We start from the raw sequence: 14,298 nt of genomic DNA, 5'->3' as shown, positions 1-14,298 counted from the left end.
CGGGGTAATTAGTCCTGCAGGTGATCTTCAGGCAAGGTTACCCAGATGCCTTGGGCGTCTTCATGAGCGTCGAGCGCGGTCAGCGACTGACCCTCGCAGGGGCCTGCCACGCACTCGCCATTCTCGATCAGAAACAGCGCACCGTGGGTGGCGCACTGGATCAGACTGGCGCTGCTGTCCAGAAACTGGTCGGGCTGCCATTCCAGAGGGACGCCACGATGCGGGCAGCGATTCCTGTAGATGAAAACCTCACCGTGTCGGCGTATCGCCAGAAGTCTGTAGTCTTCCAGTTCGAACCCGCGGCTCTGTGATTCCGGTAGGTGACTGGATGTGCAGAGAAATATCAAGAAAACCCCATGAAGCGTGGATGGCTTTGACGGCGATCCCGGTCGAAATGTGCCGCCAAGGATCATTGGGTGAGATTTTAGTCTGCTGACCCGTCAATGTGGTCAGGTCATGTTGCCTGACGTCCGGATCTTCAGTCCGCACGTGAGCAGTTGGATTGGGGAATGATTCGTGCACATGGCAGACATTGACATGGGCACCGCGGTGCTCGTGTCGCTGCTGGCTCAGATCGAGGATGAGATTACCGAGGAAAGTGCCGATTACGTGTGGTGCACGGTGGCTGGACTCAGGCAGGATCCAGGCATTCAGTAGTATCGGACTTTTCTTTGTTTGACGTGGTATCTGTCCCGAGAGGTAAGGTGGCGTCCCGCCCGCGCGCAGGCTCGTATATCGTCTCGCTCCCGTTTCTGCGAGCGACCTACCATGACAGCGATCACTGCCGATGATGAGCAACTGGCACGCCAGGCCATAGCCTTGATGGAACTCTTCGCCCTCAATCACGACGATACCGAACAACGCATCATGGGGGTCTGTCAGCGTGCACTGACGCCGCTGGGGCCTGTTGCCGCAGTGAGTGTGTCTTCACGTTTTGTCTGCCTTGCGCGTACGACGCTGGATCGACTCCAGGCACATCAGGTCAAGGTCGTGGCAGTGGTCAACTTTCCTTACGGTGGAACGGATTTCGAGGCTGCGGCTTCCGAGACGCGTGCGGCCATGCTTGCGGGTGCCGACGAGGTCGATGTTGTCTATCCCTTTCGCGCATTGCTCGGCGGCGATGAGCAGACGGGCGCGGACCTGATCTCGGCCTGTCGATCCCGGCTCGACGGGCGGATCAAATTGACGGTAACGCTCGAAACTGGCGAATTGAGAGATTCGGAAGTCATTCACACGGCATGCCGCGCAGCCATCGAAGCGGGTGCCGACTTTCTCAAGACAGGCACCGGCAAATCCGCGCGACATGTAACGCCTCAGGCTGCGCGAATCATGCTGGAATCCATTGCCGACACGGGCGGGCAGGTCGGCTTCAAGGTCGCAGGCGGGCTTCGTACCTTTGAAGACGCCAGGCATTTCATTCATCTGGCTCACGCAAGGTTCGGTGCTCACTGGATAGTCAGTGACAGGGTGCGACTGGGTGGATCGAGCCTGCTCGATGATTTGCTCGGAAGGCTTGGCTTGCACGCGTATGCAGGCCCTCAGCCATTTTTCGGAGGCAAAAAAAGACCCGGCAAAGAGCCGGGTCAAAAACCGTGATTAGCCTGATGAGGAGATAATCTGAAAGTCCGAACCAAGGTCTTTCAGTTATCGTCCAGTCTCGCGACCGGATGTGATAATCATAACGATTCTCATTTGTAAGTCAACAGTTCTTTTCCCCGCTGGTCAGGTGCAGAAAATTGATGCCGGGAAGTAGGGAATAACAACGGGAGCGGGGGCGCAGGAGCAGACGTGGGTCAACGGAAAAACGCCTACACCCGGCATGCGTTGCGCATACCGGTTCAAGACGGTTGTTTCAACGGCGGTATTTGAAAACGGTGCTCAGCGAGTGCGATAGCGCAGTCGGGTACCGAAATTCACAGACATCAGAATTTCATCTGCGGTGAGTTCTGCCGGGAAGTAAGCGCCCGATATCTGTGCATGCGCGATGCTCGCACCTTCCATCGGCGTGTTGCGCAAATCCAGGCCGCGAAGATCAGCTGAACGGAAGTAGGCATCGGTAAAGTCGATACCGGCAGTATCCAGGTCACGCAGATCAAGACCCCGGAAATCACCCCCGGCCATATCGATAGTGCCGGTCTTCGGCTTCTCCTGATTGAAGCCTTCGACATCGTCCCTACGCAGCATGATGTAGAGCGGTGAGTCGATCTGTTTGGGCTGGCTCATGATGGCCTCGTGGTTTGTGTTGGAATTATGGCGCCAGTATATCGCCACCATTGCTCGGCCGTGAAGCGCTACCTGCCCAACGGCTGAGCACAGTGTTCAGAGGCCGGGCAGACGCTGGCGCAACTGATCGATGAGGCTGTCCAGATCACTACTCTGATTGGTCGCAACGTGCTTGCTGCAGATGACTTCTTCCGCAGTCAGTGGCTCGCGGCTGGCCTGCTGGGCCTTGATGACATCCATGGTCGCGTCTGAAGGATCGGTGTTCTGCGCCTGACGCTGTGCCAGCCAGCCTTCGATAACGGCGTCCGGTGCTTCGCAATCCAGGATCAGGAACGGCACACCGGTGGTTTCAGCAACTTTGGCCGCCGCAACGCGCTGTTCATGCTTGAGGTAGGTGGCGTCAATCACGACGGCAAAGCCTGCGTGCAATACTTTTCCCGCCAGTTCATGCAGACGATTGTACGTCGCACTGCTGGCCTGCTCTGCGTAAAGCGCGGTGCTTTCATCGGAGAACATGCGCTTGCGCTCGACGTCTGAGCGCAGACGGATCGCGCCCAGTGATTCGACCAGACGCATGGCCACATGGCTTTTGCCAACGGCGGAAACCCCGTGAGTCACCACGAGAAAGCGTGAAGGGATGGCGCTGTAGCTCTCGGCCAGATTCGCGTAATTGCGGTATTGACGAAAGGTCGCAGCACGCTGAACGCCATCGGCATTGGCGGGCTGGCTGAACAGCGCGACCTTGGCGCGTACCATGGCCCGGTAGGCCTTGTAGAAATTGAGCAGTTCAAGGCCGTCATAGTCGCCGGTCTTTTCCAGATACAGGCTGATCAGGCGTCGAGAAAGCGATTTCAAACCCCGGTCTTCCAGGTCCATGGCCAGAAAGCCGATGTCGGCGTAGACGTCGGTCTTGCGGAATGGCTCGTTGAACTCGATGCAGTCGAACAGTACAACCTTGCCGTCGATCAGGGTCGCGTTACCCAGGTGAATGTCACCATGGCATTCGCGGATAAAACCTTCTGCCTTGCGCTGAGCCATCAACGGCTTGAGGCGCTCGAAGCTCGATTCTGCCCATGCCTGTAGGGCATCAAGTTGGGTCAGATCGGATTTTTCGCTGAGAAGAGGGCGAATCTGCTCGAAGTTCTGCAGCACTGGCGCCATAACGCTGTCGGGCGAACCTAGATCCGTGTCAGACATGACGCGCGGGGCTTGTTCGTGAACCCCGGCGATCTGGATCGCCAACTCGTCAATGTGTCCGGCTGTCAGTTCGCCGTTGGCTTGCAGCGTGCTCAGCAGGCCGGCTTGCGAGAACTGCCGCATCTTGAGAGCGTACTCGATGACTTCACCGCTGCCGTCCAGTTGCGGGGCTTCGACCGAACCGGTAATCGGCAGGACCTCCAGGTACAGATCCTCGGTCATGCGTTGGTTGAGGCGCAGTTCTTCATTGCAAAAATGCTCGCGCGACGACAGCGTGGTGAAGTCGAGAAAGCCGAAGTTCGCAGGTTTTTTGATCTTGTAGGCGTAAGGGCCGGTGAGCAATACCCATGAGATATGGGTTTCGATAACCTGAAAGTCTTCTACCGGATGGGGAAAAAGAGCGGGATTTTGCAGGGCTGCGATCAAAGACTGGCTCACGGGCGATCCTTCAGGAGTGGATTCAAAAAAATGTAACTGTCAGATGCGGCCATTATGGCCGCTTGGCGCGACGCTGCAAACCGCCGACTCGGGTGTCTGTCGAAGCCTTGCAAAGTGCGTATAATCCGCGCCCATGACTCGATCCCGCACCTCTCGTCCCTCGAAAAAACAACCCTCCGGCAGCCTGCGCAAGTGGCTGGGCTGGGCGTTGAAGCTCAGCATTGTCGGCCTGGTCCTTTTGGCTGGCCTGGCTATCTATCTTGACGCGATTGTCCAGGAGAAATTCTCCGGAAAGCGCTGGACCATTCCTGCGAAGGTCTACGCGCGTCCGCTGGAGCTGTTCGTTGGCCAGAAGCTCAGCCGCGATGACTTCCTCATCGAGCTGGATGCGTTGGGCTACCGCCGTGAAAGCGTTGCGAACGGGCCCGGCGCTGCCGCAGTCAACGGCAACACGGTCGACCTCAATACCCGAGGCTTCCAGTTTTACGAAGGCACCGACCCGGCCCAGCAGGTCCGCGTGCGCTTTTCCGGTGACTACGTGGCCGACCTGTCGTCCGGCAACGGCGGCAAGCTGGCCGTGGCCCGTCTTGAGCCGCTGTTGATCGGCGGGTTGTATCCCAAGAATCTTGAAGACCGGATCCTCATCAAACTGGATCAGGCTCCGCCTTATCTACTCGATGGGCTGGTAGCAGTCGAAGACCGTGACTTCTACCATCACTTTGGTGTGTCGCCCAAGTCCATTGCGCGCGCCCTCTGGGTCAATACGTCTCAGGGCCAAATGCGTCAGGGCGGCAGTACGCTCACCCAGCAGTTGGTCAAGAACTTCTACCTGACCAACGAGCGCAGTCTCTCGCGCAAATTGACCGAAGCCATGATGGCTGTGCTGCTGGAGATTCATTACAGCAAGCAGGAGATTCTCGAGGCCTATCTCAATGAGGTGTTCGTCGGCCAGGATGGTCAGCGTGCAGTGCATGGCTTCGGTCTGGCCAGCCAGTACTTCTTCAGTCAGCCTTTGTCCGAGCTGAAAATCCATCAGGTTGCGATGCTCGTCGGGCTGGTCAAGGGCCCGTCCTTCTATAACCCGCGTCGTAATCCCGAGCGTGCACTTGAGCGCCGTAATCTGGTGCTTGATCTGTTCGAGCAGCAAGGCGTTGCCACCGCTGAAGTCGTGGCTGCCGCCAAGAAGATGCCGTTGGGCGTGACCAAGACCGGTACGCTGGCCGACAGCTCGTTCCCCGCCTTCCTGGATCTGGTCAAGCGTCAATTGCGCGAGGACTACCGCGACGAAGACTTGACCGAAGAGGGGCTGCGGATTTTCACGAGCTTCGACCCGATCCTGCAGATGAAGTCCCAGGCGGCCATGGACGATACGTTCAAGCGGCTGGCCGGGCGCAAGGGTTCGGACGAGGTTGAAGCGGCAATGGTTGTGACCAATCCGGAAACCGGCGAAGTGCAGGCTCTGCTGGGCAGTCGTCAGGCGGGGTTCGCAGGCTTCAACCGTGCAATCGATGCCGTGCGGCCGATCGGCTCGCTGGTCAAGCCAGCCATCTATCTCACAGCGCTTGAACGTCCGAGCCAGTACACGCTGACCAGTTGGATTGCCGATGAGCTGTTTCAGGTCAAGGGTGCTGACGGTCAGGTCTGGAAACCTCAGAACTACGATCACAAGTCACACGGCAACATCTTCCTGTATCAGGGGCTTGCGCATTCCTACAACCTTTCAACCGCCAAGCTGGGCCTTGAACTGGGTGTTCCTACCGTCTTCAAGACGCTGGCAAAGCTGGGTGTAACGCGTGAATGGCCTGCCTATCCATCCATGTTGCTGGGTGCGGGAGGGCTGACGCCAATGGAAGTCGCCACCATGTACCAGACCATTGCGAGCGGCGGTTTCAACACGCCGATGCGCGGGATTCGCAGCGTGCTGACCGCCGAAGGCGAGCCGCTCAAGCGCTATCCGTTCCAGATCGAGCAGCGTTTCGATCCGGGCGCCATTTATCTGGTGCAGAATGCGATGCAGCGTGTGATGCGTGAAGGTACCGGCAAGTCGGTCTATAACGTGTTACCCAGCTCGCTGAATCTGGCGGGCAAGACCGGTACCAGTAACGATTCGCGCGACAGTTGGTTCGCCGGCTTCAGTCAGGACCTGCTGGCCGTGGTGTGGATGGGCCGCGATGACAACGGCAAGACACCGTTCACCGGTGCCACGGGTGCATTGCAGGTCTGGACCAGTTTCATGCGCAAGGCCGATCCGTTGCCGCTGGACATGGCCATGCCGGATAACGTCGTCCAGGCCTGGGTCGACGCCCAGACCGGACAGGGTTCTGATGCAAGCTGCCCGAATGCCGTACAGATGCCGTATATTCGCGGCAGTGAACCCCAGCCCGGCGCCACATGCGGCGGCACTCCGGCACCTGCCACTGAGGTGATGGACTGGGTCAAGGGGTGGTTGAACTAAGCAATGAGGGTTTGAAGTGAATAAATGGTGGATACCAGCTCTAACGACTCTGGCGTTGCTCAACGGTTGCGCCAGTGTGGAGCGCGGCTCGATTCCGGTCGTGGATTCGAGTTCGAAAGTGTCAAACGGCGAACGTGTTTCTGCGTCACGTAACGGCGTGAATCAGGCAAACACGGCTCAGGCTCAACCACAGGCGGTGCCGCAGGATTCGGGTGTCGTGGTGATGATTCCCGGCGCTGGCGGCAACAACCCGGGGCAGACGTTTTCGCCACCTGCCAGCCAGGCTCCTTTCAGTGTCGATGCACCCGCCATCGATACCTCGCCAGTCAATCCGGCTCCGGTCACCCCTGCGCCTGCCAGTAATACCAGTTACAGCATGCCGCCTTCATCGGCACCTACCGGGATACCGTCCAGCGGTGGAGGTCTTTCCGAAGACGAGCAACTGGATGGCCCGGTGCTTGCGTTGCTGACCACCGCGCAGCAACAACAGAGTGGGGGTGACCTGAATGGTGCATCGTCCAGTCTTGAGCGTGCCCAGCGTGTCGCGCCTCGCGAGCCGCAAGTGCTTTATCGTCTTGCACAAGTGCGTCTGGCTCAGGGCGATGCCGCCCAGGCCGAGCAACTGGCGCGTCGTGGTCTGACCTATGCCAACGGTCGCGCCAGTCTTCAGGCGAGCCTGTGGGAACTGATCGCTCAATCCCGCGAGAAGCAGGGCGATTCTGCCGGCGCAGCACTGGCGCGGCAAAAGGCCCGCTGATGGACGAGCGCTTTCCTGAAATTGCCGAACAGTTGCTGTTGATCGAGCGGGAGCTGCGGGTGCTGGGCTGGTGGGAGACCACGCCGCCCGGCGAGCAGGCGCTGTCCAGTCAGGAGCCTTTCTGTGTGGATACGCTCGAGTTCGCGCAGTGGCTGCAGTGGATTTTCCTGCCCCGTATGAAGATCATCCTTGAGCGTGACCTTCCACTGCCCAATGCATCTGGAATTCTGGAAATGGCTGAAATGGTCTATTCCGGCCATATGGGCGAAACCAGATCGTTACGGCAGAGTCTGGCCCGTTTCGATCAATTGATCACCGAAGTCAGTTGATCGGGTACTGCCTAGCGGCAGTACTCGCTGATGGCTTTTTCAGTCTCTTCAATGCGCGTCTTGCGGTTCTCTTCCGTGAGGCGCCTGACTTCTCCACCGACCTGCTCCCGAATCCGCGGATTGTTCTGCAGCTGCGCAAGGTTGGTACGCAGTCCCTCGCAATTCTCCTCCCGCTTCGCTTCCTGCACTTTTACCTGAGCCCTTACCTTGTCATTGATGGCGCGTTGCTGAGCATCGTCTGACGGTGAGTCGGTAGAAGTGGATGAGGGCGCGGATGAGGGGGGCGGTGTTTGCACATTGATCTGCTGCGCCTCCTTGCCCGCCGGGGGGTGGGCGTCGAAGTGGGTCACGCCCTGGGCGTCCACCCACTTGTAGACCGGTGCTGCCTGACTGCTCGCGCTCGCTGCCATGGCCAGCGCCGCAGCGAAGATCATCCATCGCATGGTGTTTCCTTGAAATGTCTATGCCACAGGAAAGCTACCATAACGGTGCGCTTCAGTCTGAAACAGTGCAATTTCAGGCCCTTGGTAACAAGAAAGCTCAACGATGACTTGACTTGAGGGGGGCGAATCACAACAATCCAAAGTTCGCTGTAGAAGGACTGCCAGAAGCAGACCCTCTCGGTAGATCATGAGGCGCACACCCGCGCCGACCTGTAACACCCGCAACGCGTTACCTCGCGCTGGGTGGGAATGTTCCGCAACACTCAGGGACATCCCAATACTTGCTCAGTCAGTGCTGACGTAGTCGGCGACCACCGTCGCTCATGCTCTGCTTGGCAGTAAACCTATTAAGACCCGTCCCGGAGTGGGCGGTATTCTGGCGTTTTAGAGGTGAACAACGTGGAGCTTTTATCTGGCGCTGAAATGATCGTCCGCTTTTTGCGTGACGAAGGCGTTGAGCATATCTATGGGTACCCGGGTGGTGCCCTTCTGCATGTCTACGATGCCCTGTTCAAAGAACCGGCCGTGAGCCATATCCTCGTTCGCCACGAGCAGGCTGCCACGCACATGGCCGATGGCTATGCACGTGCGACCGGCAAGGCGGGTGTCGTGCTGGTTACTTCCGGTCCGGGTGCGACCAACGCAATTACCGGCATCGCGACCGCCTACATGGACTCCATCCCGATGGTGGTACTGTCTGGTCAGGTCGCCAGTACGCTGGTGGGCACCGATGCGTTCCAGGAGACCGACATGATCGGTATCTCCCGTCCGATCGTGAAGCACAGCTTCATGATCAAGCATGCGTCGGAAATCCCGGAAATCCTGAAAAAGGCTTTTTACCTGGCGCAATCCGGTCGCCCTGGTCCTGTCGTCGTCGATATTCCGAAGGACATGACCAACCCGGCCGAGAAGTTCGAATACGTCTTCCCCAAGAAAGCCAAGCTGCGTTCCTACAGCCCGGCGGTGCGTGGTCACTCTGGCCAGATTCGCAAGGCAGTCGAAATGCTGCTGGCCGCCAAACGTCCGATCATTTACGCCGGTGGTGGCGTGATCATGGGCAACGGCTCTGCGCAATTGACCGAGCTGGCTCAGTTGCTCAATGCGCCGGTCACCAACACCCTGATGGGGCTGGGTTGCTACCCGGGCACGGATCGTCAGTTCGTAGGCATGCTTGGCATGCACGGCAGCTACACCGCGAACCTGGCCATGCACCATACCGATGTGATCCTGGCAGTCGGCGCGCGTTTCGATGACCGGGTCATCAACGGCGCGAGCAAATTCTGCCCGAACGCCAAGATCATCCACATCGATATTGACCCGGCCTCCATCTCCAAGACCATCAAGGCCGATGTGCCAATCGTGGGCCCTGTCGAAAGCGTACTGACCGAAATGGTCGCTACCCTGAAAGACATCGGCGAGACACCTGACAAGGCGTCCGTTGCGGCATGGTGGAAGCAGATCGACGAGTGGCGTGCAGGCGGCGACCTGTTCCCTTACAACCGCGGCGATGGCTCGGTCATCAAGCCACAGACCGTGATAGAAACGTTGTGCGAAGTCACCAAGGGTGACGCCTATGTCACGTCCGACGTGGGTCAGCACCAGATGTTCGCGGCTCAGTACTACCGCTTCAACAAGCCCAACCGCTGGATCAACTCGGGTGGCCTGGGCACGATGGGCTTCGGTTTCCCGGCAGCCATGGGCGTCAAACTGAACTTCCCGGATGCCCATGTTGCATGCGTGACCGGTGAAGGCAGTATCCAGATGAACATCCAGGAACTGTCGACCTGCCTGCAGTATGGTCTGCCAGTGAAGATCATTCTGCTCAACAACGGCGTACTTGGCATGGTTCGCCAGTGGCAGGACATGAGCTACGGCGCTCGTCACTCCCACTCGTATATGGAATCGTTGCCTGACTTCGTCAAGCTGGTCGAAGCCTACGGCCACGTCGGCATGCGTATCACGGACCTGAAAGATTTGAAGCCGAAAATGGAAGAAGCCTTTGCCATGACAGATCGTCTGGTCTTCCTCGACATTCAGGTCGATGTAACCGAGCACGTCTATCCGATGCAGATCAAGGACGGCTCCATGCGCGATATGTGGTTGAGCAAGACGGAGCGGACATAATCATGCGGCACATCATTTCCCTACTGCTGGAAAACGAACCGGGTGCGTTGTCTCGTGTCGTCGGGCTGTTCTCGCAGCGTAACTACAACATCGAAAGCCTGACGGTCGCGCCCACCGAGGACCCGACCCTGTCGCGTCTGACGCTGACCACCGTGGGCCATGATGAGGTGATCGAGCAGATCACCAAGAACCTCAACAAGCTCGTTGAAGTGGTCAAGCTGGTCGATCTGTCGGAAAGCGCGCATATCGAGCGCGAGCTGATGCTGGTCAAGGTCAAGGCCACCGGCGCGCAGCGTGCCGAGATCAAGCGCACCACGGATATCTTCCGCGGACAGATCGTCGACGTGACCGCCAGCGTCTACACCGTGCAGTTGAGCGGTACGAGCGACAAACTGGACAGCTTCATTCAGGCCATCGGCACTGCCGCCATCCTGGAAACAGTACGCAGTGGCGTGACGGGCATTGCCCGTGGCGACAAAGTGCTGAGCATTTAACTCATTAAGCAAATGGCCTGAACGGCCAAGATAACAGGGGATTTCCATGAAAGTTTTTTACGACAAAGACTGCGACCTTTCGATCATCCAGGGTAAGAAAGTTGCCATCATCGGTTACGGCTCCCAGGGCCACGCTCAAGCGTGCAACCTGAAAGACTCCGGCGTTGATGTCACTGTTGGCCTGCGCAAGGGTTCAGCCACTGTCGCCAAAGCTGAAGCTCATGGCCTGAAAGTGACCGACGTCGCTTCCGCCGTTGCTGCTGCCGACCTGGTCATGATTCTGACCCCGGACGAGTTCCAGTCCCAGCTGTACAAGAATGAAGTCGAGCCTAACCTGAAGAAGGGCGCAACACTGGCCTTCTCCCACGGTTTCGCCATTCACTACAACCAGGTCGTGCCACGCGCTGACCTGGACGTGATCATGATCGCGCCGAAGGCTCCAGGCCACACCGTGCGTACCGAGTTCGTCAAGGGCGGCGGTATTCCTGACCTGATCGCTGTTTACCAGGACGCCTCGGGCAACGCCAAGAACGTCGCGCTGTCCTACGCTTCGGGCGTTGGCGGTGGCCGTACAGGCATCATCGAAACCACATTCAAGGACGAAACCGAAACCGACCTGTTCGGCGAGCAGGCTGTTCTGTGTGGCGGTACCGTCGAGCTGGTCAAGGCTGGCTTCGAAACGCTGGTTGAAGCTGGTTACGCGCCGGAAATGGCCTACTTCGAGTGCCTGCACGAACTGAAGCTGATCGTTGACCTCATGTACGAAGGCGGCATCGCCAACATGAACTACTCGATCTCCAACAACGCCGAGTACGGCGAGTACGTGACCGGCCCTGAAGTCATCAACGCTGAATCCCGTCAGGCCATGCGCAACGCTCTGAAGCGCATTCAGGATGGCGAATACGCCAAGATGTTCATCAGCGAAGGTGCTACCGGCTACCCATCGATGACCGCCAAGCGTCGTAACAACGCTGCGCACGGTATCGAAATCATCGGCGAGAAACTGCGCTCGATGATGCCTTGGATCGCGGCGAACAAAATCGTCGACAAGGACAAGAACTGATCTTTTCCGGTTCATGAAAAAACGCGGCCAACAGGCCGCGTTTTTTCGTTATGGGTTCCGGCTCTGGTATAAAGCTGCATCGTTTGCCGACGAACCCTCGTCGCAGACATCTGTCGAACCTTTTCAACCGCTGCAAGGTAATGTCCATGAGCGAACGTCCTGAAGAGCCGATCAAGGCCTCTGACGCTGAAAGTCTGCTACCTATCGATGAACACGTTGAAGAAGGGCACGATGACGAAGGCCGCAAGGTGCGTCATCGCGGCATCTATCTGCTGCCCAACCTGTTCACTACCGCCAATCTGTTTGCGGGTTTCTATTCCATCATCAGTTCCATGAGCGCCCAGAGTGCCTTGAGCGCAGGTGACACGGCGGGAGCCAGCAAGTACTTCGCGTTCGCCGCCATCGCCATTTTCGTCGCGATGGTGCTGGATGGCCTCGACGGCCGTGTGGCGCGCATGACCAACACGCAAAGCGCCTTCGGCGCCGAATACGATTCGCTGTCCGACATGGTTGCCTTTGGTGTGGCGCCTGCCTTGCTGGCATTTGGCTGGGCGCTCGGGGACATGGGCAAGGTCGGCTGGATGGTCGCCTTCATTTATGTCGCTGGGGCGGCGTTGCGTCTGGCGCGTTTCAACACGCAGGTCGGCAAGGCTGATAAACGTTACTTCATCGGTCTGGCCAGTCCGGCTGCTGCCGGTGTCGTGGCAGGTACCGTCTGGGCGTTCAGCGATTTCGGCATCCAGGGGTCCAAGCTGTCGTTTCTGGTCGCGCTGCTGGTGGCCGGTGCGGGGATGCTGATGGTCAGCAACATCAAGTACAACAGCTTCAAGGAGCTCGACCTGAGAGGTCGAGTGCCGTTCGTTGCGATTCTGGCGGTGGTCCTGGTGTTCGCTGTCGTATTCAGCGATCCGCCGCGCATCCTGCTGCTTATTTTCCTCGGTTACGCGCTGTCGGGCCCTGCTCAGTATTTGTTGCGTCTTCGTCGCCACAAATCCTCCAACTGATCTAATTTCCACCATACTCCGTAGTCTATTGGTGCATCAGTTCCCCTAGGCTGCGGAGTCATCATGCTAATCAAGCTTCCTTCTGCGTCAGACTCCAAAGAGTCCGACGTCACGCCTGAATCCATCTATCTTTCTCGTCGCACACTGCTGGCCAGTTCTTTGGCCGGATTGGCGGTAAGTGCCTTGCCGCGCTGGGCCAATGCCGCAGATCCTTCCCGTTACGCCGATGTTGAGGCGGGCAAGGCGCCGAGCTGGTTTGCTGAAAAGCTTCCGGACACCAAATGGCAGGCGGTCAACGTCCAGGGTGAGGCGATCACGCCTTTCAAGGACGCGACTCACTACAACAACTTCTATGAATTCGGAACTGACAAGGGCGATCCCGCAAAAAACGCGGGCTCCTTGAAAACCGAGCCCTGGAGTGTGGTGATCGATGGTGAGGTCGGTAAACCGGGCCGCTACGCTCTGGAAGACTTCATGAAGCCTTATCAACTGGAAGAGCGCATCTATCGTTTACGCTGCGTTGAGGCCTGGTCGATGGTGATTCCGTGGATCGGGTTTCCCATTTCGGCCTTGCTCAAGCAGGTCGAGCCGACCTCAAAGGCCAAATACATTCGTTTCGAGACGCTCGAAGATTCCAAGTCGATGCCGGGACAGCGTTCCGACTTCGCGCTGATCGACTGGCCTTATGTTGAGGGGCTGCGTCTTGATGAAGCGATGAATCCGCTGGCGATTCTGGCGGTGGGCATGTATGGCCGTGAATTGCCCAACCAGAACGGTGCTCCGCTTCGGTTGGTGGTGCCATGGAAGTATGGCTTCAAGAGCGTGAAGTCCATCGTGCGGATAAGCCTGGTGAGCGAACAGCCCAAAACGACCTGGCAAAGCATCGCGGCCAATGAGTACGGCTTCTATGCCAACGTGAACCCGACCGTGGATCACCCGCGCTGGACTCAGGCTCGCGAACGGCGTTTGCCGAGCGGGCTGTTCAGTCCCAATGTCATGGATACCAAGATGTTCAACGGGTACGAGGAGGAGGTGGCGTCTCTCTATACAGGCATGGACCTGCGGAAGGACTACTGATGCGTTACCCGTTGCTGCGTCTTTGCGTATTTCTTGCTGCCTGTGTTGCTCCCGTCCTGTGGCTTTATCAAGCCTGGATATTTGCGCTGGGGCCTGATCCGGGAAAGGCGCTGGTCGAGAACTTTGGATTGGGGGCGCTGATACTGCTGCTGATCACCCTGGCCATGACGCCACTGCAGAAACTGAGCGGCTGGCCATTCTGGATCGTGGTACGCCGGCAGTTGGGGCTTTGGTGTTTCGCGTATGTGGTGCTGCACATGACCATGTACACGCTTTTTGTCCTGGGGCTGGATTTCGGGCAACTGGGCGTTGAGCTGGTCAAGCGGCCCTACATTATTGTCGGAGCGCTCGGGTTTCTCTGTCTTCTGGTGCTGGCGGTGACATCCAATCGATACAGTCAGCGTCGGTTGGGGGCGCGGTGGAAGAAACTTCATCGGCTGGTCTACGTGATTCTGGGGCTCGGTTTGCTGCATATGTTCTGGATTGTGCGGGCCGATCTAAAGGAGTGGGCGCTTTATGCAGCAATAGGGGCAGGGCTGCTTTTGCTGCGAATCCCCGTAATTGCTAAGCGAATCCCGCGTCTTGTTAATGTCGGGGCAAGTCGGCAGGCAAAAACCTGAAAATAACGGTTGACGCGCTCGTTGAGGTGTCTATAATTCGCCCCACTTCCGGCGCAGACGGAAACGAAAAAGCC

At 58.0% G+C, this 14,298-nt stretch carries 15 protein-coding genes; 11 read left to right on the top strand and 4 right to left on the bottom strand.

Features of this window, described 5'->3' with window-relative positions:
* Window positions 1-8: 8 nt before the first annotated feature.
* The gene (locus JTJ32_RS16470) at window positions 9-413 is read right to left on the bottom strand and encodes a Rieske (2Fe-2S) protein (protein ID WP_408004602.1); all 405 of its coding nucleotides are present in this window, start codon (window positions 411-413) and stop codon (window positions 9-11) included.
* A gap of 109 nt (window positions 414-522) precedes the next feature.
* On the opposite strand from JTJ32_RS16470, the gene JTJ32_RS26540 reads away from it, so the two are divergent.
* Window positions 523-657, top strand: coding sequence for a hypothetical protein (locus JTJ32_RS26540; protein ID WP_257211810.1), 135 nt, complete (start codon window positions 523-525; stop codon window positions 655-657).
* A 111-nt stretch (window positions 658-768) separates the two neighbouring features.
* Complete coding sequence (deoC, locus tag JTJ32_RS16465; protein WP_210042676.1) at window positions 769-1,596, top strand: deoxyribose-phosphate aldolase; 828 nt, start codon at window positions 769-771, stop codon at window positions 1,594-1,596.
* A gap of 282 nt (window positions 1,597-1,878) precedes the next feature.
* On the opposite strand, the gene JTJ32_RS16460 is transcribed toward deoC, so the two are convergent.
* Window positions 1,879-2,223, bottom strand: a complete 345-nt coding sequence (locus tag JTJ32_RS16460; protein WP_099226818.1) for a pentapeptide repeat-containing protein — start codon at window positions 2,221-2,223, stop codon at window positions 1,879-1,881.
* A gap of 96 nt (window positions 2,224-2,319) precedes the next feature.
* A complete protein-coding gene (locus tag JTJ32_RS16455) occupies window positions 2,320-3,858 on the bottom strand; it encodes a bifunctional aminoglycoside phosphotransferase/ATP-binding protein (protein WP_184321532.1) in 1,539 nt (512 codons plus the stop codon).
* 133 nt (window positions 3,859-3,991) lie between these two features.
* Between JTJ32_RS16455 and mrcB the strand changes: the two genes are divergently transcribed.
* From mrcB to JTJ32_RS16440, 3 genes are read left to right on the top strand one after another with little or no spacing between them, the layout of a single operon-like run.
* Entirely contained in the window at window positions 3,992-6,313 is a 2,322-nt protein-coding gene (gene mrcB / locus JTJ32_RS16450) for a penicillin-binding protein 1B (RefSeq protein ID WP_210042674.1), read from the top strand.
* A 16-nt stretch (window positions 6,314-6,329) separates the two neighbouring features.
* Complete coding sequence (locus JTJ32_RS16445) at window positions 6,330-7,070, top strand: hypothetical protein (RefSeq protein ID WP_210042672.1); 741 nt, start codon at window positions 6,330-6,332, stop codon at window positions 7,068-7,070.
* A complete protein-coding gene (locus tag JTJ32_RS16440) occupies window positions 7,070-7,399 on the top strand; it encodes a YqcC family protein (RefSeq protein ID WP_210042670.1) in 330 nt (109 codons plus the stop codon). Before JTJ32_RS16445 ends, JTJ32_RS16440 begins: the two co-directional genes overlap by 1 nt.
* An 11-nt stretch (window positions 7,400-7,410) precedes the next feature.
* Here the strand turns inward: JTJ32_RS16440 and JTJ32_RS16435 are convergent, their stop codons facing one another.
* A complete protein-coding gene (locus tag JTJ32_RS16435; RefSeq protein ID WP_210042669.1) occupies window positions 7,411-7,842 on the bottom strand; it encodes a DUF4124 domain-containing protein in 432 nt (143 codons plus the stop codon).
* A gap of 399 nt (window positions 7,843-8,241) precedes the next feature.
* Here JTJ32_RS16435 and JTJ32_RS16430 point away from each other — a divergent pair, with 399 nt between their 5' ends.
* The 6 genes from JTJ32_RS16430 to msrQ all read left to right on the top strand — a co-directional run bounded on the left by JTJ32_RS16430 (window position 8,242) and on the right by msrQ (window position 14,224).
* Window positions 8,242-9,966 carry an acetolactate synthase 3 large subunit gene (locus JTJ32_RS16430; protein ID WP_025996000.1) on the top strand — a complete coding sequence of 575 codons (1,725 nt, stop codon included), beginning with the start codon at window positions 8,242-8,244 and terminating at the stop codon, window positions 9,964-9,966.
* 2 nt (window positions 9,967-9,968) lie between these two features.
* Complete coding sequence (gene ilvN / locus JTJ32_RS16425; protein ID WP_025258538.1) at window positions 9,969-10,460, top strand: acetolactate synthase small subunit; 492 nt, start codon at window positions 9,969-9,971, stop codon at window positions 10,458-10,460.
* Between the two features lie 46 nt (window positions 10,461-10,506).
* Entirely contained in the window at window positions 10,507-11,523 is a 1,017-nt protein-coding gene (gene ilvC / locus JTJ32_RS16420) for a ketol-acid reductoisomerase (RefSeq protein WP_002552076.1), read from the top strand.
* Between the two features lie 146 nt (window positions 11,524-11,669).
* Window positions 11,670-12,527 carry a CDP-diacylglycerol--serine O-phosphatidyltransferase gene (pssA, locus tag JTJ32_RS16415; RefSeq protein ID WP_029244489.1) on the top strand — a complete coding sequence of 286 codons (858 nt, stop codon included), beginning with the start codon at window positions 11,670-11,672 and terminating at the stop codon, window positions 12,525-12,527.
* 63 nt (window positions 12,528-12,590) lie between these two features.
* The gene (msrP, locus tag JTJ32_RS16410) at window positions 12,591-13,604 is read left to right on the top strand and encodes a protein-methionine-sulfoxide reductase catalytic subunit MsrP (protein WP_184321522.1); all 1,014 of its coding nucleotides are present in this window, start codon (window positions 12,591-12,593) and stop codon (window positions 13,602-13,604) included.
* Window positions 13,604-14,224, top strand: a complete 621-nt coding sequence (msrQ, locus tag JTJ32_RS16405; protein ID WP_210042668.1) for a protein-methionine-sulfoxide reductase heme-binding subunit MsrQ — start codon at window positions 13,604-13,606, stop codon at window positions 14,222-14,224. Before msrP ends, msrQ begins: the two co-directional genes overlap by 1 nt.
* The last annotated feature ends 74 nt before the right edge of the window (window positions 14,225-14,298 follow it).

The organism is Pseudomonas alliivorans, assembly GCF_017826695.1.
Classification (GTDB): domain Bacteria; phylum Pseudomonadota; class Gammaproteobacteria; order Pseudomonadales; family Pseudomonadaceae; genus Aquipseudomonas; species Aquipseudomonas alliivorans.
This window is presented reverse-complemented; position numbering and strand designations above follow the sequence as displayed.

Coding starts and splice junctions, on each gene's coding strand:
- JTJ32_RS16470 (WP_408004602.1), bottom strand. CDS start 413: ATGATCCTTGGCGGCACATTTCGACCGGGATCGCCGTCAAAGCCATCC.
- JTJ32_RS26540 (WP_257211810.1), top strand. CDS start 523: ATGGCAGACATTGACATGGGCACCGCGGTGCTCGTGTCGCTGCTGGCT.
- deoC (WP_210042676.1), top strand. CDS start 769: ATGACAGCGATCACTGCCGATGATGAGCAACTGGCACGCCAGGCCATA.
- JTJ32_RS16460 (WP_099226818.1), bottom strand. CDS start 2,223: ATGAGCCAGCCCAAACAGATCGACTCACCGCTCTACATCATGCTGCGT.
- mrcB (WP_210042674.1), top strand. CDS start 3,992: ATGACTCGATCCCGCACCTCTCGTCCCTCGAAAAAACAACCCTCCGGC.
- JTJ32_RS16440 (WP_210042670.1), top strand. CDS start 7,070: ATGGACGAGCGCTTTCCTGAAATTGCCGAACAGTTGCTGTTGATCGAG.
- JTJ32_RS16435 (WP_210042669.1), bottom strand. CDS start 7,842: ATGCGATGGATGATCTTCGCTGCGGCGCTGGCCATGGCAGCGAGCGCG.
- ilvN (WP_025258538.1), top strand. CDS start 9,969: ATGCGGCACATCATTTCCCTACTGCTGGAAAACGAACCGGGTGCGTTG.
- ilvC (WP_002552076.1), top strand. CDS start 10,507: ATGAAAGTTTTTTACGACAAAGACTGCGACCTTTCGATCATCCAGGGT.
- pssA (WP_029244489.1), top strand. CDS start 11,670: ATGAGCGAACGTCCTGAAGAGCCGATCAAGGCCTCTGACGCTGAAAGT.
- msrP (WP_184321522.1), top strand. CDS start 12,591: ATGCTAATCAAGCTTCCTTCTGCGTCAGACTCCAAAGAGTCCGACGTC.
- msrQ (WP_210042668.1), top strand. CDS start 13,604: ATGCGTTACCCGTTGCTGCGTCTTTGCGTATTTCTTGCTGCCTGTGTT.